At 57.9% G+C, this 21,215-nt stretch carries 15 protein-coding genes; 11 read left to right on the top strand and 4 right to left on the bottom strand.

Annotated elements, in window-relative coordinates; genetic code table 11:
• Positions 1–60: 60 nt before the first annotated feature.
• From V6L81_RS20615 to V6L81_RS20605, 3 genes are all read right to left on the bottom strand, one after another.
• A complete protein-coding gene (locus V6L81_RS20615; protein WP_016782118.1) occupies positions 61–1,311 on the bottom strand; it encodes a ribonucleotide-diphosphate reductase subunit beta in 1,251 nt (416 codons plus the stop codon).
• A gap of 503 nt (positions 1,312–1,814) precedes the next feature.
• A complete protein-coding gene (locus tag V6L81_RS20610) occupies positions 1,815–2,072 on the bottom strand; it encodes a heme utilization protein (RefSeq protein ID WP_095019707.1) in 258 nt (85 codons plus the stop codon).
• A 141-nt stretch (positions 2,073–2,213) separates the two neighbouring features.
• The gene (locus V6L81_RS20605) at positions 2,214–2,477 is read right to left on the bottom strand and encodes a DUF2790 domain-containing protein (RefSeq protein ID WP_095003243.1); all 264 of its coding nucleotides are present in this window, start codon (positions 2,475–2,477) and stop codon (positions 2,214–2,216) included.
• Positions 2,478–2,892: 415 nt separating this feature from the next.
• Here V6L81_RS20605 and acs point away from each other — a divergent pair, with 415 nt between their 5' ends.
• The 7 genes from acs (at position 2,893) to argR (ending at position 10,624) form a co-directional block, all read left to right on the top strand.
• Positions 2,893–4,848: an acetate--CoA ligase gene (acs, locus tag V6L81_RS20600; protein WP_086798394.1), complete on the top strand. Its 1,956-nt coding sequence runs from the start codon at positions 2,893–2,895 to the stop codon at positions 4,846–4,848.
• 512 nt (positions 4,849–5,360) lie between these two features.
• Complete coding sequence (locus V6L81_RS20595) at positions 5,361–6,134, top strand: ABC transporter substrate-binding protein (protein WP_095003241.1); 774 nt, start codon at positions 5,361–5,363, stop codon at positions 6,132–6,134.
• 105 nt (positions 6,135–6,239) lie between these two features.
• Positions 6,240–6,929, top strand: coding sequence for an ABC transporter permease (locus V6L81_RS20590; protein WP_095003240.1), 690 nt, complete (start codon positions 6,240–6,242; stop codon positions 6,927–6,929).
• A complete protein-coding gene (locus V6L81_RS20585) occupies positions 6,926–7,624 on the top strand; it encodes an ABC transporter permease (RefSeq protein ID WP_095003239.1) in 699 nt (232 codons plus the stop codon). The genes V6L81_RS20590 and V6L81_RS20585 overlap by 4 nt, the downstream gene beginning before the upstream one ends.
• 3 nt (positions 7,625–7,627) lie before the next feature.
• A complete protein-coding gene (locus V6L81_RS20580) occupies positions 7,628–8,740 on the top strand; it encodes a succinylglutamate desuccinylase/aspartoacylase family protein (protein ID WP_338660300.1) in 1,113 nt (370 codons plus the stop codon).
• Between the two features lie 23 nt (positions 8,741–8,763).
• Positions 8,764–9,528: an ABC transporter ATP-binding protein gene (locus tag V6L81_RS20575; protein ID WP_095003237.1), complete on the top strand. Its 765-nt coding sequence runs from the start codon at positions 8,764–8,766 to the stop codon at positions 9,526–9,528.
• Between the two features lie 115 nt (positions 9,529–9,643).
• Positions 9,644–10,624 (top strand): transcriptional regulator ArgR, encoded by a 981-nt coding sequence (gene argR, locus V6L81_RS20570; protein ID WP_095003236.1) that lies wholly within the window; start codon positions 9,644–9,646, stop codon positions 10,622–10,624.
• Positions 10,625–10,626: 2 nt separating this feature from the next.
• On the opposite strand, the gene V6L81_RS20565 is transcribed toward argR, so the two are convergent.
• Complete coding sequence (locus V6L81_RS20565; RefSeq protein WP_338660299.1) at positions 10,627–15,750, bottom strand: NEL-type E3 ubiquitin ligase domain-containing protein; 5,124 nt, start codon at positions 15,748–15,750, stop codon at positions 10,627–10,629.
• 396 nt (positions 15,751–16,146) lie between these two features.
• Here V6L81_RS20565 and V6L81_RS20560 point away from each other — a divergent pair, with 396 nt between their 5' ends.
• The 4 genes from V6L81_RS20560 to astD all read left to right on the top strand — a co-directional run bounded on the left by V6L81_RS20560 (position 16,147) and on the right by astD (position 21,186).
• Positions 16,147–17,367: an aspartate aminotransferase family protein gene (locus tag V6L81_RS20560; protein ID WP_095020866.1), complete on the top strand. Its 1,221-nt coding sequence runs from the start codon at positions 16,147–16,149 to the stop codon at positions 17,365–17,367.
• 240 nt (positions 17,368–17,607) lie between these two features.
• Complete coding sequence (aruF, locus tag V6L81_RS20555) at positions 17,608–18,627, top strand: arginine/ornithine succinyltransferase subunit alpha (protein ID WP_095003233.1); 1,020 nt, start codon at positions 17,608–17,610, stop codon at positions 18,625–18,627.
• 55 nt (positions 18,628–18,682) lie between these two features.
• Positions 18,683–19,720 (top strand): arginine N-succinyltransferase, encoded by a 1,038-nt coding sequence (astA, locus tag V6L81_RS20550; protein ID WP_095003232.1) that lies wholly within the window; start codon positions 18,683–18,685, stop codon positions 19,718–19,720.
• The gene (gene astD / locus V6L81_RS20545) at positions 19,717–21,186 is read left to right on the top strand and encodes a succinylglutamate-semialdehyde dehydrogenase (RefSeq protein WP_338660701.1); all 1,470 of its coding nucleotides are present in this window, start codon (positions 19,717–19,719) and stop codon (positions 21,184–21,186) included. The genes astA and astD overlap by 4 nt, the downstream gene beginning before the upstream one ends.
• The last annotated feature ends 29 nt before the right edge of the window (positions 21,187–21,215 follow it).

Here is a 21,215-nt window from a genome sequence, read left to right as displayed (position 1 = left end):
AAGGGCCAACATGGTTGGCCCTTTTTATTTACCCGGTGTGGCTTTAACCAACCCGGTGTATCAATCCCAGCTCAATGCACCGCCGGTTTGGTATTCGATGACCCGTGTTTCGAAGAAGTTTTTCTCTTTCTTCAAATCCATGATTTCGCTCATCCATGGGAACGGGTTAGTCGTGCCCGGGTATTCTTCTTTCAGGCCGATTTGCGACAGGCGGCGGTTGGCGATGAACTTGAGGTAGTCTTCCATCATCGCTGCGTTCATGCCCAATACGCCGCGTGGCATGGTGTCACGAGCGTATTCGATTTCCAGCTGGGTGCCTTGCAGAATCATCTGCGAAGCTTCTTCCTTCATTTCAGCGTCCCACAAGTGCGGGTTTTCGATTTTGATCTGGTTGATCACGTCGATGCCGAAGTTCAGGTGCATGGATTCGTCGCGCAGGATGTACTGGAACTGCTCGGCAACCCCGGTCATTTTGTTGCGACGACCCATCGACAGGATCTGCGTAAAGCCGCAGTAGAAGAAGATGCCTTCCAGAACGCAGTAGTAGGCGATCAGGTTGCGCAGCAGCTCTTTGTCGGTTTCGACAGTACCGGTTTCGAACTTCGGATCAGAGATCGAACGGGTGTATTTCAGGCCCCAGGTAGCTTTTTTAGCAACCGACGGGATCTCGTGGTACATGTTGAAGATCTCGCCTTCATCCATGGCCAGCGATTCGATGCAGTACTGGTAGGCGTGGGTATGGATCGCCTCTTCGAAAGCCTGGCGCAGGATGTACTGGCGGCACTCCGGGTTGGTGATCAGGCGGTATACGGCCAGTACCAGGTTGTTGGCAACCAGGGAGTCGGCAGTCGAGAAGAAGCCCAGGTTGCGCATCACGATGCGGCGCTCGTCGTCGGTCAGGCCTTCCGGGTTTTTCCAGAGGGCGATGTCGGCGGTCATGTTGACTTCTTGCGGCATCCAGTGGTTTGCGCAACCGTCCAGGTATTTCTGCCACGCCCAGTCGTACTTGAACGGTACGAGCTGGTTCAGGTCGGCGCGGCAGTTGATCATCATTTTTTCGTCAACCGCTACACGGGCGGAAGCGCCTTCGAGTTCGGCCAGACCTTCAGCAATGTCGAGGTTGTCCAGCGCGGCTTTGGCACGAATGATCGCGGCCGAGTCGGTAGCCGTGACTGCGCGGGCTTCCTGGGCAGCTACGCCGCCAGCGGCGTCGAGGCGGTCCATGTTGGCTTCGGTTGCGTGGCCTGCGTTGGCGCCTTTAACAGCGACTTCGCCTTCGTCTTCTTTGTCGAATTCGTCCCAGCTCAGCATGACGTGTCGTCTCCTGCGTGAGGGCCTGATAGCTGCGTGAAAACACTTATGGTTTGGTTTTTACGCGGCCATAGGCCACTTGGATCTAAGAAATGTTGCTTGCAGTAGCGTTGTGCTCACGCAAAAACATGAATGTGTACGTTGGCTTGTACCGCTGTCGTTCAGGGAAGGAGGTCGTGCCTGCACTTGCCCTGGGCCTTGAGGCCGTAGCAGCGTGGTTTTTTAGCCCGCGAAGGGGATATGCCAAGCCTTTTTGATGGCCGCAGTATAAGGCTTTTGCACAAGGTATTTCAGCCAGTTTTTTTGCTGGAGATGCGACGAAACGCCCTAAATTTGTCCAGGGCTTAAGCAAGGCTGCGGCTGGGCGAGGGTTTGCCGGGGCAGAAGTTTTTTTGTCATGGGTCTGGGCGACCAAATGACCTGTGGCATGAGCGGGAGGGAAGGGAGATTTGTTGCAAGGCAGACCACGCCCGGCAGCTACCGGGCGTCAGGTCGAAGCGGTGTTAGCTGAGACGATGGCCGTTGGTACGGTCATAGCCGTCTTCAGCAAAGCTGGCCGAGCGGGTGCTGTCATAGCCGTCTTCGGCAAAGCTGGCCGAGCGAGTGCTGTCATAGCCGTCTTCGGCAAAATTGGCCGAGCGGGTGCTGTTGTAGCCATCTTCAGTAAAAGTGGCGGCGTGGGTACGGTCATAACCGTCAGCGGCAAAAGCTGAACTGGCCAGAACAGACAAACTGAAAGCCACTATCAAAGAACGTTTCATTAGATAATTCCCGGGCGATACATGCGCGGCGGGCAACGTTTCAAAGTTATATAAGCCAGGTTGAAAGTTGCAATTAAACACCGCGTTGGTTCGCGTGAATAAGTGAGTTGATTAACGCTGGAATAAATCGCAGGTTATTAATCAGCCGTTGGAGCAGCCGTTGCCCATGACACGGTATTCAAGAGTGTGCTGCTTGCCCTGCGAGTCTTCGTAGACCATCTGGGCCGGCACAACTTCGCAAACGCTGGGGATTTCGCTCATGGAAATCACTTTGGCGATGTCCAGTTCGGATGAGTAGGAATACTGTTCGACGGCAGGTTGCGGGTGCGCAGCTTGTGTGTTCACTTCCTCAGCCATGGCGGTCAGACACACACTGCTCAGGGCCAGAACTAACAACGCTTTCATTTCAGAGTTACCTGTTTTAGGTCGAGTGGGGTCACACAGCCCTTGTGAGGCTGTGCGTGAAACTGAGTATTGAAGAGCGACTTAACTTGCCTTCGTGGGGGCTGTAACTTGGGTTAATCGCGGTGCCTTGGTTGGCGAGATGAATTTTAGGCCTGTGCCGTGCGGGCATATAGAGGGAGTTTTGATAAAGACTGTTGACAGTTTCTGCAACAATCGTTGAAAACAGAGCTCATTTCTGACGTTTACAAGGCGCGTGACGAGCAGGAAATCGCTGTAAGTACTGTGCTTGAGCCTTGCGCAGAAAAACCATGACTTTTCTGCGTGTTTCTTACTACCAACGTCGAATGGATCTCACGGCCTGGCCCGGCTAAAACAGGGTCATAAAACAACAACTACAAGCATTGAGGTATGAAACATGAGTGCCGCTTCCCTGTATCCCGTACGCCCTGAAGTCGCTGCCAATACGCTGACTGACGAGGCGACCTACAAGGCGATGTACCAGCAGTCCGTCGTCAACCCGGATGGCTTCTGGCGCGAACAAGCAAAGCGCCTCGACTGGATCAAGCCTTTTACCACCGTCAAACAGACCTCTTTCGACGATCATCATGTCGATATCAAATGGTTCGCGGACGGCACTCTCAACGTTTCCTACAACTGCCTGGACCGTCACCTTGCCGAGCGCGGCGATCAAGTGGCCATCATTTGGGAAGGGGATGATCCTTCCGAGCAGCGCAACATTACCTACCGTGAGCTGCACGAAGAGGTGTGCAAGCTGGCCAACGCCTTGCGCGGTCAGGATGTGCACCGGGGTGACGTAGTCACCATCTATATGCCGATGGTGCCTGAGGCTGTGGTCGCCATGCTGGCGTGTACCCGGATCGGTGCAATCCACTCGGTTGTATTTGGTGGGTTCTCGCCAGAGGCGCTGGCCGGCCGGATCATCGACTGCAAATCCAAGGTAGTGATCACCGCTGACGAAGGCCTGCGTGGCGGCAAGCGTACCGCGCTCAAGGCCAATGTCGATGTGGCACTGACCAACCCGGATACCTCCAGCGTTCAGAAGATCATCGTGTTCAAGCGTACCGGCGGGGACATCGCCTGGTACAAGCATCGTGATATCTGGTACCACGACCTGATGGCCGTGGCCTCGACTCACTGCGCCCCGAAAGAAATGGGCGCAGAAGAAGCCTTGTTTATCCTTTATACCTCCGGCTCCACCGGCAAGCCCAAAGGTGTGCAGCACACCACGGGTGGCTATCTGCTCTATGCGGCGTTGACCCACGAACGCGTGTTCGACTACCGCCCGGGCGAGGTGTACTGGTGCACGGCGGACGTCGGCTGGGTGACCGGTCACACGTATATCGTCTACGGGCCATTGGCCAACGGCGCAACCACCGTGCTGTTCGAAGGTGTGCCGAACTACCCGGACATTACCCGCGTTTCGAAAATTGTCGACAAGCACAAGGTCAATATTCTCTACACCGCGCCTACAGCCATTCGCGCGATGATGGCCGAAGGTCAGGCGGCGGTTAAGGATGCCGATGGCTCCAGCTTGCGCTTGCTGGGCTCGGTGGGTGAGCCGATCAACCCTGAGGCCTGGAACTGGTACTACACAACGGTCGGCAAAGAGCGTTGCCCGATTGTGGATACCTGGTGGCAGACCGAAACCGGCGCTTGCATGATGAGCCCGCTGCCTGGGGCGCATGCACTCAAGCCAGGCTCTGCAGCGCGTCCGTTCTTTGGTGTGGTGCCGGGGCTGGTGGATAACCTTGGCAACCTTATAGAAGGGGCCGCTGAAGGTAACCTGGTGATTCTGGACTCCTGGCCTGGACAGGCGCGCACCTTGTATGGCGATCACGACCGGTTCGTCGATACCTACTTCAAGACCTTCCGTGGCATGTACTTCACCGGCGACGGCGCGCGTCGCGACGAAGACGGTTACTACTGGATCACCGGTCGTGTAGATGACGTGCTCAACGTGTCCGGCCACCGGATGGGGACTGCTGAAATCGAAAGCGCAATGGTGGCCCACCCTAAAGTGGCAGAGGCTGCAGTGGTTGGCGTGCCCCATGACATCAAAGGGCAGGGGATTTATGTCTATGTCACCCTCAATGGTGGCGAAGAGCCAAGTGAGGCGTTGCGCCTTGAATTGAAAAACTGGGTGCGCAAAGAGATCGGTCCGATCGCTTCGCCGGATGTCATCCAGTGGGCGCCCGGCCTGCCGAAAACCCGTTCGGGCAAAATCATGCGTCGTATCCTTCGCAAGATAGCTACCGGCGAATACGACGGTCTGGGTGATATTTCTACTCTGGCTGACCCGGGTGTGGTGCAGCACTTGATCGATACCCATAAAGGCATGAAGGTCGCGTAACACGGCCTGAAGGTCACCAAGCCCCGTCCGGCATAACCTGGCGGGGCTTTTTATTGGGCAACTGCAGATCCTGTGGGAGTCGACTATGTGTTACCGCAGATGTAACCGGTTGCCCGTTAGCGGGGCCTTCTGATACTCAAAGCACCGTTTTAGAGCCCTTTTCGGCTCCTGAATAAATAAGATGAAACGCTGCACTTGCCGGAATAGAAGGCTTTGCGAATAATAGGCCCGCTATTTGCAACTCACATAGGTTTTATGTCTTTTGCTCTTGCATAAACATGAAGAGCTGTCAATGCCTGGAGTCGCTTTTTTCGGTGCATCTGTAACTAGTTGTCGCATTGAAGAAATAACGGCTTGAAGCCTGTCGTTAGAATGCCGATCACCCGCTCGTCGTTGTTGTGCTGGTCACAGTGCAACGCCAGTAGGACGTGGCGCCGCATTCCCGGTTTAACCTCCGCATATTGGGCTCAGGCTCACTCTGCTTTTATTGCCTTTACCGATGGAGTCCTAAGATGAAGAAACTCGTGCTTCTTGGCGCCCTGGCACTGTCCGTGCTGTCCCTGCAGGCTTTTGCTGCTGACAAACCTCTGAAAATTGGTATTGAAGCGGCTTACCCTCCGTTCGCTTCCAAAGCCCCGGATGGCAGTATCGTGGGTTTTGACTACGACATCGGTAATGCACTGTGCGAGCAGATGCAGGTCAAGTGCGTGTGGGTCGAGCAAGAATTCGATGGCCTGATCCCGGCACTTAAAGTGCGCAAAATCGACGCAATCCTGTCCTCGATGTCCATCACCGAAGACCGCAAGAAGTCCGTTGATTTCACCAACAAGTACTACCTGACGCCAGCGCGCCTGGTGATGAAGGAAGGTACTGTGGTCAGCGACAGCCTTGATGAACTCAAAGGCAAGAAAATCGGCGTACAGCGCGGCTCGATTCACGACCGTTTCGCCAAGGAAGTTCTGGCGCCTAAAGGTGCCGTTGTCGTTCCTTACGGCTCGCAGAACGAAATCTACCTGGACGTGGAAGCGGGTCGTCTCGACGGCACCGTTGCAGACGCCACCCTGCTGGAAGACGGTTTCCTGAAGACCCCGGCTGGCAAAGGCTACGCATTCGCAGGCCCGGCATTCACCGACGTCAAGTACTTTGGTGATGGCGTGGGTATCGCCGTACGCAAGGGCGACGCCCTGAAAGACAAGATCAACGCTGCTATCACGGCTCTGCGTGAAAACGGCAAGTACAAGCAAATCCAGGACAAGTACTTCAACTTCGATATTTACGGTCAGTAATACATCGCAGCAGTACGTCCGAAATGGCGCAAGCGACAGAATCTCTGAAGTTTGCGCCATTTTTTATTCCCCCATTTTCGAGCTATTTTTTAGAGGGCCGGAATCATGTTGAAAGGCTACGGGGCTGTCATCCTCGATGGCGCTTGGCTGACGCTTCAGCTCGCCTTGTCGTCCATGGCCCTGGCCATTGTTCTAGGTCTGATCGGTGTTTCGTTGCGCTTGTCGCCGGTACGTTGGCTGGCTTGGATGGGCGATCTGTATTCAACGGTAATCCGCGGGATTCCCGACCTTGTGCTGATTTTGCTGATTTTCTACGGCGGTCAGGACCTGCTCAATCGCGTTGCGCCGATGCTGGGCTACGACGATTACATTGACTTGAATCCGTTGGCGGCCGGTATCGGCACCCTGGGCTTCATTTTTGGTGCCTACCTGTCCGAGACCTTTCGTGGGGCCTTCATGGCCATTCCCAAGGGGCAGGCTGAAGCCGGCATGGCTTATGGCATGAGCCCGTTTCAGGTGTTTTTCCGGGTATTGGTGCCACAGATGATTCGCCTGGCGATCCCTGGCTTTACCAATAACTGGCTGGTGTTGACCAAGGCGACTGCACTGATTTCGGTGGTGGGCCTGCAAGACATGATGTTCAAGGCCAAGCAGGCGGCTGATGCCACCCGCGAGCCGTTCACCTTCTTCCTGGCCGTTGCGGCGATGTACCTGGTACTGACCAGTGTTTCGCTGCTGGCATTGCGACAACTTGAGAAGCGCTACTCGGTAGGCGTAAGGGCGGCTGATCTATGATCTTTGACTACAACGTCATCTGGGCCAGCATGCCGCTGTACTTGAGCGGCATGCTGGAAACCGTGAAACTGCTGGGTATCTCGCTGTTTTTCGGCCTGCTGGCAGCCGTGCCGCTGGGGTTGATGCGGGTCTCCAAGCAGGCCTGGGTCAACTTTCCGGCCTGGCTGTTCACCTACGTGATTCGCGGCACGCCGATGCTGGTGCAGCTGTTCTTGATCTACTACGGGCTGGCCCAGTTCGAAGTAATTCGTGACAGCTTTATGTGGCCGCTGTTGTCCAGTGCCACCTTCTGTGCCTGCCTGGCGTTTGCCATCAATACCAGCGCCTATACCGCCGAAATCATAGCCGGCAGCCTGCGGGCCACGCCCAATGGTGAGATTGAAGCGGCCAAGGCAATGGGCATGTCCCGTTCCAAGATGTATCGCCGCATTTTGCTGCCGTCGGCCATGCGCCGGGCTCTGCCGCAATACAGCAATGAAGTGATCATGATGTTGCAGACCACCAGTCTGGCCTCCATCGTGACCCTGATCGACATTACGGGCGCTGCGCGTACCGTCAATGCCCAGTACTACCTGCCGTTTGAGGCCTACATCACGGCCGGTGCTTTCTACCTGTGCCTGACCTTCATTCTGGTGCGCCTGTTCAAACTGGCCGAGCGCCGCTGGCTGGGCTATATGGCCCCGCGCAAGGCCTGAGTCATGGAGCGTATCGATCACCTGCTGCCCTGGAGCAGCCTGGGTTCCGAGCGTCACTTGACGGTGTTCCGTTTCGGTGAAGGTGAGCGCAAAGCCTATATCCAGGCCAGCCTGCATGCAGACGAACTGCCGGGCATGCGTTGTGCCTGGGAACTGAAAAAGCGCCTGAGCGAACTTGAAGCCCGGGGTGCTTTGAATGGCGTGATCGAACTGGTGCCCGTGGCCAACCCCCTGGGGCTCGGCCAGTTGCTGCAAGGCAGTCATCAGGGACGTTTCGAGTTTGGCAGCGGCAAAAACTTCAACCGCGATTTCGTCGAGTTGAGTGAGCCGGTAGCGCAGAGGCTGGCAGGTCGCCTGGGGGATGATCCTCACGCCAACACCCGACTGATCCGTCAGACAATGCTTGATATATTGTCCGAGTTGCCAGGTCCGGTCAGTCAGTTGCAAGGTATGCAGCGTGTTTTGTTGAGTCATGCCTGTGATGCAGACATTGTCCTGGATCTGCACTGCGAGACCGATGCCGCACTGCATCTGTACGCCTTGCCCCAGCATTGGCCGCAGTGGCGTTCGCTGGCTGCGCATCTGGGTGTGCGGGTTGGGCTGTTGGCTGAAGACTCGGGTGGCAGCTCCTTCGATGAAGCCTGCTCAGTGCCCTGGCTGCGTTTGCAGCGCCAGTTTGCCGATGCGCAGATCCCTTTGGCCTGCATGTCGACCACCCTGGAGCTGGGCGGGCAGGCGGACACCGGCCGCCCGCAGGCCGAAGCTTATGCCGAGGGCATTCTGGCGTTTCTGGCCGAACAGGGCCTGATCACAGGTGACTGGCCTGCAGCGCAGCATGAGGCATGTGAAGGCATGCCATTTGAAGGCACTGAGTTGTTGTTTGCACCGCACCCCGGTGTGGTGAGTTTTTTACGTCCGGTGGGCGCCTGGGTTGAGCCCGGCGAGCCGCTGTTTGAAGTGATTGATCCTTTATCTGACCGGGTCAGTACGGTATGCGCGGGCACCGCCGGTGTGTTATTTGCCGTTGAGCGACTGCGCTATGCCCAACCCGGTTTCTGGCTGGCTAAAGTGGCGGGGCGCAAGCCTTTGCGTCACGGGCGCTTGCTCAACGACTGACTGTTTTTGTGAGAACCGACAGCATGTACAAACTTGAAGTCCAAGACCTGCATAAACGCTATGGCAGTCATGAAGTGCTCAAAGGCGTTTCGCTGGCCGCCAAGGCAGGTGATGTGATCAGCATCATCGGTTCCAGTGGCTCCGGCAAAAGTACCTTTTTGCGTTGCATCAACCTGCTCGAGCAACCCCATGCAGGCAAGATCCTGCTCAATGGTGAAGAGCTCAAGCTGATTGCCAACAAGGATGGCGCGCTCAAGGCCGCCGATCCCAAGCAGTTGCAGCGCATGCGCTCGCGCCTGTCGATGGTGTTCCAGCATTTCAACCTGTGGTCGCACATGACCGCGCTGGAAAACATCATGGAAGCGCCGGTGCATGTACTGGGCATGTCCAAGGCCGAAGCCCGTGACAAGGCTGAGCATTACCTGCAGAAAGTAGGCGTGTCGCACCGCAAGGATGCTTACCCGGGGCATATGTCCGGTGGCGAGCAGCAGCGTGTGGCAATTGCCCGTGCGCTGGCGATGGAGCCTGAGGTCATGCTGTTTGACGAGCCGACCTCGGCCCTTGACCCTGAGCTGGTGGGTGATGTGCTCAAGGTGATGCAGGATCTGGCCCAGGAAGGCCGCACCATGGTGGTGGTGACCCACGAAATGGGTTTTGCCCGTGAAGTGTCGAACCAGTTGGTGTTTCTGCATAAAGGTATTGTCGAAGAAAGCGGTGACCCGCGTGAAGTGCTGGTTAACCCGCAGTGCGAGCGGTTGCAGCAGTTTCTGTCGGGCAGCTTGAAATAACTGCAATTTTAAGACTGCCGCTGTGCACCAAAATAGGTCATGCTCCGCATCCTGCGTAGCTGGCCCAGGCTGGGTGCACAGGTTTTATTCCCGTTTTCGTTCCGGATAGCACGCCATGACCGCCCATCGAATTGGTTTCCTCATTTGGCCCAGCACCAAAGCCTTGACTCTGGCGCTGGCCGAGGAAGCGTTGCGTGTTGCCCAGCGCGTGCATCCTGAAGTCGTCTACGAGTTGTTGTTCTTGCAGGCCGAGGCACCGCTTGAAGGAGCCTGGCAATTGCCGGGTGAGCCCTGGAACGGCAAGCTTGAAGGTTGCCAAAAGCTGTTTTTGCTGGCGGATGAGCCGCCTGCCGCCCTGACCTCGGCCCTGAGCAGTGCGCTCAAGCAACTGGTGCGGGCAGGGTGCGTGATTGGCGGGCTGTCGGCGGGTGTCTACCCGCTGGCGCAATTGGGTTTGCTGGATGGCTACCGTGCGGCCGTGCACTGGCGCTGGCAGGACGATTTCGCCGAGCGCTTCCCCAAAGTAATCGCCACCAGTCATTTGTTCGACTGGGATCGTGATCGCCTGAGCGCTTGCGGCGGGCTGTCGGTACTCGATTTGTTGCTGGCGGTGCTGGCTCGCGATCATGGTGCCGAACTGGCCGGTGCGGTGTCCGAGGAGCTGGTGGTCGAGCGCATCCGTGAAGGCGGTGAGCGTCAGCGTATCCCGCTGCAGAACCGTCTTGGCTCCAGCCATCCCAAGCTGACCCAGGCTGTGTTGCTGATGGAGGCCAATATTGAAGAGCCCCTGACCACCGACGAAATCGCCCAGCATGTGTGCGTTTCCCGTCGTCAGTTGGAGCGTATCTTCAAGCAGTACCTCAATCGCGTGCCGAGTCAGTACTACCTCGAACTGCGCCTGAATAAAGCCCGGCAGATGTTGATGCAAACCAGCAAGTCGATCATCCAGATCGGCTTGTCCTGCGGTTTCTCGTCGGGGCCGCATTTCTCCAGCGCCTATCGCAACTTCTTTGGTGCGACTCCCCGTGAAGATCGCAATCAGCGCCGTAGCAGCAGCCCTTTCGAGTTGTCTTCGGCCCCGGCCGAGCGCGGCTGAGGTCAGGTCAGCCTGGCTTTGGTCAGAGCCTGACGGGTCAACTGCCGGCTGAGCTCTTTGCGTTCATCGGCGATCTGGCTGTAGATCCGGTAGTAGAGCTTGTCATTCATGGGCTCGGAGGTGAATACCTGAGGCTCAGGCACTGCCAGTTTTAGGGCGAGCTCCTGCAGCTCGACACGCTGCCCTGCATGGCGCTGCTCCAGGCGCGTATCCGAGCGAACCCAATTATCCTGCAGCTCCCTGAGCTGCTCGAGCCACTCGGCCTTCTGTTCGAAGAGGCTGGCGTTGGCGTCCAGTTCCGAGGCGTAAGTTTTGTTCAGGTAGGTCTCCCAGAAGGGCACATCAAGGATCTGATTGACCAGCCCGTCACCGGCTTCGCCCTCATGAATCAGGCGATAGGCCCTGACAAACTCCGTATCGCCCACCTGGGCAGTCATCCTGTAGACCATGTAGTTGGGTACCCAGGGCAGTTCGAGGCTTGTGCTCAGCCGGGTCTGGTAGCCGGTGTGGACTTCGACTTCGTCGACCGTTCCGGGCGCACCATCGATCACTTCGCTGGTAAACCTCAAGCCCTGGCCGCCCTCACTCACAGGCCTGACACGTTGCGCCACATCAGCCCGGGCAATGTCACCGATCTTGGCCAGCCGGGCCTTGCCGCGTGCCAGCGTTATCAGGTTTTTTTCCAGTTCCAGTGGTGTGCTTCGGGCGTTATAGAACTCATGGGCCATGGTTTCCAGGCCCATGGCATTGAATATCTGGGCGCCGGCGTCGGCGCAATTGGTGGGCGAACTGGCCAGGGTGAACAGTAGCTCGCGCATGCGGGTGTCGTTACTGGCAGCATCGATCAAGCGCCAGACTTTCTGCTTCAAATCTCCCAGGCCTTCCTGATAGGCAATTTGGTCAGAGGGTGTTTCAAATACGTCCGGGGGGATTTCCATTCGGGCGATGACTTCAAAAAATCCCTGTGAGCCATGCTCGTGCTCTAGAGTCTCCCAGAGTTCCTGCATGGATACCTGTGACCCGGGGGGGCCGAACAACCAGAATGAGCTTTGCTCTGACCCTCGTGGCGGATAAGTGCGATGAGGGTCTAGGCCAAGGGCGCGGCGATACTGAGTGACACGGTCCTGACTCTCCAGGTCGAGCTTCTGGCGTTCAAGGCGGGCATTGGCAATCAACCAGGATTCGGCCGATTGATCGGGGTAGTCGGGCACGGTATGGATCTCATTGCCCAGCAGGTTCAATTTGAAAGCCTTCGGTCGTGGCTGGTCGAACAACCCCGGGGGCCATTGAGTGATGCGGGTGTTCTCCAGTACGAGTGTCCTGAGTTCGGGCATATGCCCCACGGCCAAAGGGCTGCCAAGAGGGTTGTGACCCAGATCAAGGTGTTGAAGACGGGTAAGGTGCTTGAGCTGACTCTGCATCCCGGCGTTCAGGGTCAGGCGGTTATGGGCAAGGTGCAGCGACCTGAGGTGCGGCAGTGTATCGAGTGTCTCGGGCAGGGTTTCAAGGTCGTTGGCGTTGAGCGAAAGTACCTTCAGATTGGGAAAGTAGGTCAGGAAGTCGCCCTGGTTTGGGGAAAAGCTGCAATCGTCGAGCCTCAGCAGGCCTACATGGCTCAGGGGGCGGCTTAAAACCAGGCTGTCGGTGCCGGCATGGCCGAATAGGGTGCTGCTGAAGTCCAGTTCGGCCACTATGGCAGCCTGTCCTGTTTTGTTGATATGGACCTTGTCGGCCGATAGCCAGGAGTTCTTTATTCTGGAGCCTATCAGGCGCCTTAAACCATGAAGGTTGGGTGGCAATGCGTTGTCGGTGGTGACGCCGATCGCAGCGCTGATCCAGTTGTCCAGTGTCTCGAAAAGCTGGTCTTTTTCCTCCTCGGTGGCGCGCAGGTGTTCAAGGGCCTGCTCGCTGTCGATTCGCGCCGTGATCAACGCTATCTCGTCGTTATTTCGATAGGGGTAGAGGGCCTTGACCCGTTCCTGCAAGGGATTGGCTGCAGGCGTGGTATTGACCCGGCTGCTGGCGGCGCCGCGCAACAGGGTTTCGCTTTCGGTTGCCACGCAAGCTGCCGGGGATGGCAGATCAAGTGCCGTTCGGATTTCACCGGGGGCGCTGTACTTATCTGCCAGCCATTGTTTGAAGTTCTGGCCAATGGCGAACCTGGATTTCAGGTGCTCGCTGTTACGTTCGGGGAGCGCCTTCATCAGCGCACCGTGAAAGCGCGAGGCTGGATGCAGCAGGGCATGCTCGCCATCGTAGGTCTCATAGGCGTCCGGACCTTTACGAACCAGTATTCGGGTGTGCCTGGCGTCCTTGGGGGCATGGCTGCAGCGCAAGGTGCCGTCAACGACCAGATCGCGCACCTCGAGATGAAGGTCGTGGATCGCATCGGTGTAGGTTTTCAGGGTGTTTATGGCCAGTTTTTCGCCGTCTGGAGTCAGCAGGTCATCTTCAAGCAGTCCCTCCTGGGCGTGAGCTATGCGGGTTTGGTGTTCCAGCTCGGTGGCCAGATTTTTTACCCTCAGGGGGATTCTGCCATTCTCGAGGAGGGTGGTTTTCTCGAGCGTGCTGGTGGTCTCAAGCAGCGCTTGGGTGACAGGGGCGGGCAGGTGCGCAAAGGTGCTTTCTATCAATCGCGCTGCCGGGTTTTTTGTCTGGCGCTCCCTGGCGTACTGATGGTCGAAGATGTCTTCCCGTCGTTGCCGGGCGTAGTCGGACACCTTGGCCTGCAGGGTGTTGACGGCTTCTGTCTTTGTTGCGCGCGGGCCCAGCAGGGCATCGAGTTGAGGCGTGTTGAAGTTGTCGACAATCAGGGGCCACAGTTTGCCGTTCTTGATGTCCTGCTGAGAAATCCTGAGAGAGTCCTCGGGGAGTGCCTCGGGGGCACCGTAGACATGGGCCATGCCACTTAGGGTTTCATCGACAAAGACATTCAGGGCTTTGTCTGGCGGCCAGCCGGGTAATTCGGTGGGCAGGCTTTCCAGCCAGTTCCCCCTGGTTGAAAGGGCTCGCCCTTGGCGAATACGGGTGATGTCCTCGATATTTTGTTTTTGGATCCTCAGTCGTGCCATACAGTCTTTGAGCAGAGGCGGAGTCGGTTCGTTATGCAGGTGAACCCTTCGCAACACGCCTTCATCGGTGCCGCTGATAATTCGCAGCTTTTCCAGCTCGGCATCGCTGAAGCCCTCGGCGACAGGGCCGAGCCGACGCATAAGGATCGAGCCTTGCCAGGTTTGCGGGCGCTCACCCTCCATCAGCCAGGCGCCTTCATCGTTGTGCTGCATCCGGGGGCCGTAGGCGTGGGGCCGTGTCGGGTGACGCAAAGTATAAGGGCCGGCGCTTTCGGTCTTGTCCAGTACCAGCGTGTGTCGGGCTTGCTGCCCGGAACTGAGGGTCAGCAGTGTTTTGTCCTGGTGGTACTGCAGGCCCAGTTCGTCGGACGCGAGGTGTTCGGGCAGGGCCAGGTCGTGGTGGTAGGCGCTGATGTCAGGGTTCCACAATCGAGTGGCGCCATCGTTGCAGGTGACAGGTTTCATGCCTTGTACAAAGGCGGATGGCTTGGGCAGCAAGCCTCCCAGCACTTTTGTGCCAGCCGCAAAAAAACCTGCCTGGATACCGCTCTCCAGCACCCCGAACAGGTGTTCGAATGCTTCAGTGGTCTTGCCTTGCACCCAGTCGTGGATACCCTCATAGGTGTCGTCCAGCAGTTGCCAGGCCATTTGCAGCAGCATCAGTTCGCCGACGACAGGTACAAAAGGCGCGATGACAAAGGCTGCGGCATTCAGCAGTGCCATGCCAATGCCTTTCAGGCGTTCAAGGCGTGCCTCACGGGTTTTGCGGTCTTCGGCATCGGTCGACACGGCGAGGCTTTTGGCATCGTTGAAAATTTTTGCCAGTTGCCTGCTGTAAAGCGTTTCCCAGAGGTCATCAGGTATCGGCACCAGCAGGTATTCAATCGCGGGTTTTTCGATCGGTATCAGGGTTTGCGCAACCAGTGCGTCTGGTAGCGTTGCGCCCGGTGCGATGGGGGTGTCGGGGATGACCTGCCAGTAGGTTCTTTTAAGACCCTCCAGAAAAGCCCCCAATCGGTCGTGGGCGACGAAGCGGCTGAAGAAATGCTGGTAGGAAGTGCTTTTCAGGCGTTCGGTCAGATGCGCCATGCACTCGCCGATCGATGAGTACTCCTTGACCGGATGCAGGGGGTCGTGGGGTATGTACGCAACTACCGATCGTTGATGTACCGGCATGAAGATCAGCGGGCTTTCGATGTCGAGGGAGAGCACTGTCAGGCGATAGGTCAGCCAACGGTTGTCCAGGCCTATGAGAAAGGCATCCAGTGACTCATACAGGGGCAGGCCGATCTGTCTGGTCATCACGGCGTAGGTCAGATCGGCCTTCAGGTCGGCGCGTTGACTGTCCAGTATTTTGTTTTTCAGCCTTAACTGCCTGCCATGATCGTCAAGACCCAGATGGCGCGTGAGATGGTCCTTGTAGCGGGCGCCCAGATTCAGTGTTCGGCACAAGGCCGTGAACGCCTGCACGGGCATGTGCTCGGTGATGTGATTGAGCTGCTTGAAATGCCCCTGGGCATCGGGGCGGCTGATATACCCCGAGCCTGAGAGGTAGGCATAGGGCAGGGTTTCATGCAGTTCAAAGTTGTGCAGGGCCGCGTCTATCAGGGACACGCGCCAGGTCGTGGTACCGCTTTCGCGCAGGCCGATGACAGGCAGGTAGTTCGGGATATACAGATTGATAAAGGTGTTGTGTACATCCAGGTCCAGCTGATATTGGCGTTTAATAAGGTTGTTCAGCAAGGGCGCCGCAAACCCGTGAACATCTACGACCCTTGCCAGGTCTTTTTCAACATCGTTGCGGGCGGCCCATCGCGCTGCAAACGTTTTGCGCAAGGTGTCGCCCTGAGCGGGCGTGAGGGTCCTCAAGGTTGGGTGAAGGCTGGGGGACGTCCCTTTCAATGCGTTCAGGGTCGGTCGGCCCAGGGACGTGGCCCAGGGCGGCATGGCCTCGGCAATGGTCGTGAAGTGGGGGATGGTCTGGAGTCGGTTCGCCGCTGTTAACCCTTTTTCAGGGGGCGGTTTCAGGGGCGCAAGAGGTGTTGGATCGGGCATGTCCGGTACTCGTATGTCCTGATGGAGTACCTTCAAGATCCGCCAGTACGAGCCCGTTAAAAAGCGCAAATATTTGCTGGCTGGCGGAGGCTTTGCATCAACAATCAGCGATCAATCCATACATATTTAGCACCCATACGTACAGATCCGGCGGTGATCGGCAAAAACTCGCGTTTTCCGGGAAAATCAGCGCGCCAGAGTGCTGCCGCAAAGACGCCCCAGCGTTTAAACTGCGCCTTTGTGACGGAATATGTCGCATTGTCGTAATGCCTTTGTAAATCGTGGTTTGGCGCTATAAGAAGTTGTCGCTTGGCGACAAGGCGTGCTCCCGATGTGTCCCTACAATCCCCCCATCGCTCGCCAGTTTAGGCAGGCGTTCCTCTTCAGGAGACTCCGATGTCCGTTGAGCAAGCCCCGGTGCAACGCGCCGATTTCGACCAGGTCATGGTTCCCAACTACGCGCCTGCAGCCTTTATTCCTGTGCGTGGTGCCGGTTCCCGAGTATGGGATCAGGCCGGTCGGGAGCTGATCGACTTCGCGGGCGGCATTGCCGTTAACGTTCTTGGCCATGCGCATCCGGCATTGGTCGGTGCCTTGACTGAACAGGCGAATACTCTTTGGCATGTGTCCAACGTGTTCACCAACGAGCCGGCGTTGCGCCTGGCGAAAAAACTGGTGGACTCGACCTTTGCCGAGCGTGTGTTCTTCTGCAACTCGGGCGCTGAAGCCAACGAAGCCGCTTTCAAGCTGGCCCGTCGTGTCGCCCATGACCGTTTCGGCAGCGAGAAGTACGAAATCATCGCTGCGCTCAACAGCTTTCACGGCCGCACGCTGTTCACCGTGAACGTGGGCGGGCAGTCGAAGTACTCCGACGGTTTTGGTCCGAAAATCACCGGCATTACCCATGTTCCGTTCAACGACCTTGACGCGCTGAAAGCGGCGATTTCGGACAAGACCTGCGCAGTGGTGCTGGAGCCGATCCAGGGCGAAGGCGGCGTGCTGCCGGCCGAGCAGGCTTACCTGCAAGGCGCCCGCGAACTGTGCGACCAGCATAATGCGTTGCTGGTGTTTGACGAAGTTCAAACCGGCATGGGTCGTACCGGCGAGCTGTTTGCCTACATGCATTACGGCGTGACCCCGGATATTTTGACCAGCGCCAAGAGCCTGGGCGGCGGTTTCCCGATCGCAGCCATGCTGACCACCGAAGCGCTGGCCAAGCATCTGGTTGTCGGCACCCACGGCACCACCTACGGCGGTAACCCGCTGGCGTGTGCAGTCGGCAATGCGGTAATCGATGTGATCAACACGCCAGAGGTACTGCAAGGCGTCAAGGCCAGGCATGACCTGTTCAAGACCCGCCTTGAGCAAATCGGCCAGCAATACGGCCTGTTCACTCAAGTGCGTGGCATGGGCCTGCTGCTGGGTTGTGTGCTGAACGATGCCTGGAAGGGCCGCGCCAAGGACATCTTCAATGCCGCTGAAAAAGAAAACCTGATGATTCTGCAGGCCGGCCCCGACGTTGTGCGTTTCGCGCCAAGCCTGGTGGTTGACGAGGCCGATATCGAAGAAGGTCTGAACCGCTTCGAACGTGCCGTAAAGAATCTGACGCAAGCCTGAGTGTGACCTCGACGCCCGGCTTGCCGGGCGTCGAACCGAATTTAATGTGCCGGGCCAGGCTCAATGCACAGGGCTTTCAATGTGGGAGCGGGCTTGCTCGCGATACAGGCAGCGCGGTGTGTCAGTCACGCCGCAGTGACGTCATCGCGAGCAAGCCCGCTCCCACAGTTGAAATCCCGGGTGTACTCGACTGTTCGGCCTATACCCCTCTATGCAATTCAAGGATTAAGGAGTGACACCATGCTGGTGATGCGCCCTGCGCAAATGGCTGATCTGGGCGAGGTACAGCGTCTGGCTGCGGACAGCCCGATTGGTGTCACTTCATTGCCGGACGATATCGAACGCCTGCGCGACAAGATCGCCGCGTCTGAAACCTCGTTCGCTGCCGAAGTGAGCTTCAATGGCGAAGAAAGCTATTTTTTCGTCCTTGAAGACACCGCTGCCGGCAAGTTGGTGGGGTGCTCGGCGATCGTGGCCTCGGCCGGTTATTCGGAGCCGTTTTACAGCTTCCGTAACGAGACGTTCGTGCACGCCTCCCGCGAACTGAAGATTCACAACAAGATTCACGTCCTGTCGCAGTGCCATGATCTGACCGGTAACAGCCTGCTGACCAGTTTTTATGTGGTCCCGGAACTGGTGGGGTCGGCCTGGTCCGAACTCAACTCCCGTGGCCGCCTGCTGTTTGTGGCCAACCACCCGGAGCGTTTTGCCGATTCCGTGGTCACCGAGATCGTTGGCTACAGCGATGAAAATGGCGACTCGCCGTTCTGGGACGCCATTGGTCGCAACTTCTTCGACTTGAACTATGCCGCCGCCGAGCGTCTGTGCGGGCTTAAAAGCCGCACCTTCCTTGCCGAGCTGATGCCGCATTACCCGATTTACGTGCCGCTGCTGCCTGACACCGCCCAAGAGGCCATGGGGCAAGTCCACCCGCGTGCGCAGATCACCTTTGACATCCTGATGCGCGAAGGTTTCGAGACCGATCACTACATCGATATTTTCGACGGTGGCCCGACCTTGCATGCCCGGGTTTCGGGCATCCGCTCAATCGCCCAGAGCCGCGTGGTTCCGGTCAAGATCGGCGCACTGAGCACAGGCGGTGGACGTCAGTATCTGGTGGCCAATGCCCAGCTACAGGATTACCGCGCCGTATTGCTGGAGCTGGATTGGGCGCCGGGCAAACCGGTCACGCTGGATCTGGAAGCGGCCGAAGCACTTGGTGTTGGCGAAGGTGCCAGCGTACGAGTGGTAGCGGTATAACGCGTTTGAGCGAGTTTCGCGGGGGTCGTCAGCGAGCCCCGTCCAAGGAGATAGCATGATCGTTCGTCCTGTACGCAACAGCGATTTACCGGCCCTGATTGAGCTGGCACGCAGCACCGGCACCGGCCTGACCACCTTGCCGGCCAACGAAGAGCGCTTGCTGCATCGGGTCACCTGGGCTGAGAAAACCTTCCGTGGCGAAGCCGAGCGTGGCGATGCGGACTATCTGTTTGTGCTCGAAAACGACGATGGCAAAGTGGTGGGTATTTCCGCCATTGCCGGTGCCGTGGGCTTGCGTGAGCCCTGGTACAACTTCCGTGTGGGCCTGACGGTCAGCGCCTCTCAAGAGTTGAATATTTACCGCGAAATCCCGACCCTGTTTCTGGCCAATGACCTGACCGGCAACTCCGAGCTGTGCTCATTGTTCCTGAGTGCCGATTACCGTACCGGGCTCAATGGCCGCCTGCTGGCCAAGGCGCGGATGCTGTTTATCGCCGAGTTCCCGGAGCTGTTTGGCAGCAAGATCATTGCCGAAATGCGTGGCATGTCCGATGAAAGTGGCCGCTCGCCATTTTGGGAAAGCCTGGGCCGGCACTTTTTCAAAATGGAGTTCAGCCAGGCCGACTACCTGACCGGCGTGGGCAACAAAGCCTTTATCGCCGAGTTGATGCCCAAGTTCCCGGTGTACACCTGTTTCCTGTCCGAAGATGCCCGAGCGGTGATCGGCAAGGTGCATACCCACACCGAACCGGCCTTGAACATGCTTAAAAGCGAAGGCTTCAGTTATCAGGGCTACGTCGATATTTTTGACGCAGGCCCGGCGGTTGAGTGTGAAACCAGCAAGATCCGCGCAGTGCGCGACAGCGAAGCGCTGGTACTGGCTATTGGCACACCGGGTGACGACGCAACGCCTTACCTGATGCACAACCGCAAACGCGAAGATTGCCGCATCACGGCCGCCCCTGCGCGGCTGGCTGCTGGCACCCTGGTGGTCGACCCGCTGACCGCCAAACGCCTGCAACTGAGCGCGGGCGACCAGGTGCGCGCCGTTGCCTTGTCCGCCCAGTCAGTGGCCCCACGGGAGTCAAAATAATGAGTACGTTGTATATCGCAGGTACCTGGCAGAGCGGGCAGGGCGAGGCTTTGGAGTCGCTGAACCCGGTTACCCAACACGTGCTTTGGGCTGGCAAGGGCGCCGATGCCGGGCAAGTGGATGCCGCCGTGAAGGCTGCGCGCCAGGCTTTCCCGCAGTGGGCCAAACAGACTTTCGAGCAGCGCCTGAGTGTGCTCGAAGCGTTTGCCGCAAGCCTTAAAAACCACGCCGACGAACTGTCGCGCTGCATCGGTGAAGAAACCGGCAAACCCCTCTGGGAGTCGGCCACCGAAGTCACCAGCATGATCAATAAAGTGGCGATTTCGGTACAGAGCTACCGCGAGCGCACGGGTGAAAAAAGCGGACCGCTGGGCGATGCCACGGCCGTTTTGCGTCACAAGCCTCATGGTGTAGTGGCTGTTTTCGGCCCGTACAACTTCCCCGGTCATTTGCCCAACGGGCACATTGTTCCGGCGTTGCTGGCGGGTAACAGCGTGGTATTCAAACCGAGCGAGCTGACCCCTAAAGTCGCCGAGCTGACGGTCAAGTGCTGGATCGAAGCGGGTCTGCCTGCGGGCGTGCTCAACCTGCTGCAGGGCGCACGCGACACCGGTATCGCCCTGGCGGCGCACACGGGTATCGACGGGTTGTTCTTCACCGGTTCGAGCCGCACCGGCAATGCCCTGCACCAGCAATTTGCCGGGCGCCCGGACAAAATCCTGGCTCTGGAAATGGGTGGCAACAACCCGCTGGTGGTCGATCAGGTAGAGGACCTGGACGCAGCGGTGTACACCATCATCCAGTCGGCCTTTATCTCCGCCGGGCAGCGTTGCACCTGTGCCCGCCGCTTGCTGGTGCCGCAAGGCGCATGGGGCGACAGCCTGCTGACGCGCCTGGTTGAAGTGAGTCAGAGCATCGAAGTGGGTGCTTTCGATCAGCAGCCGGCGCCATTTATGGGGTCGGTGATTTCCCTTGGCGCAGCGCGCGCCTTGATGGATGCCCAGGAAGTGTTGCTGGGGTCGGGGGCTGTGGCCTTGCTGGAAATGCACCAGCCAGACAGTAATGCCGCCTTGCTGACGCCGGGCATTATCGATGTGACAGAGGTTCGCGATCGTTTGGACGAAGAACTGTTCGGGCCATTGCTGCAAGTGATTCGCTACGCTGACTTTGATGCGGCGATTGCTGAAGCCAACAACACGGCGTTTGGTCTGGCGGCCGGGTTGCTGTCGGATTCCGAAGCGCGTTACCAGCAGTTCTGGCTCGAAAGCCGCGCCGGTATCGTCAACTGGAACAAACAATTGACCGGCGCGGCGAGCAGTGCGCCATTTGGTGGTATCGGGGCGTCGGGCAATCATCGCGCCAGTGCCTACTACGCGGCGGATTATTGCGCATACCCGGTGGCTTCCCTTGAAACGCCGACCCTGGCTTTGCCAGCAGCGCTGACCCCGGGCGTGCGGATGTCGTAACGCTTATCTCAACCCTGTGGGAGCGAGCT

It is taken from the genome of Pseudomonas bubulae, assembly GCF_037023725.1.
GTDB classification, from domain to species: domain Bacteria; phylum Pseudomonadota; class Gammaproteobacteria; order Pseudomonadales; family Pseudomonadaceae; genus Aquipseudomonas; species Aquipseudomonas bubulae.
The sequence above is the reverse complement of the archived record's forward strand: the minus strand, read 5'-3'. Positions and strand labels throughout refer to the sequence as shown.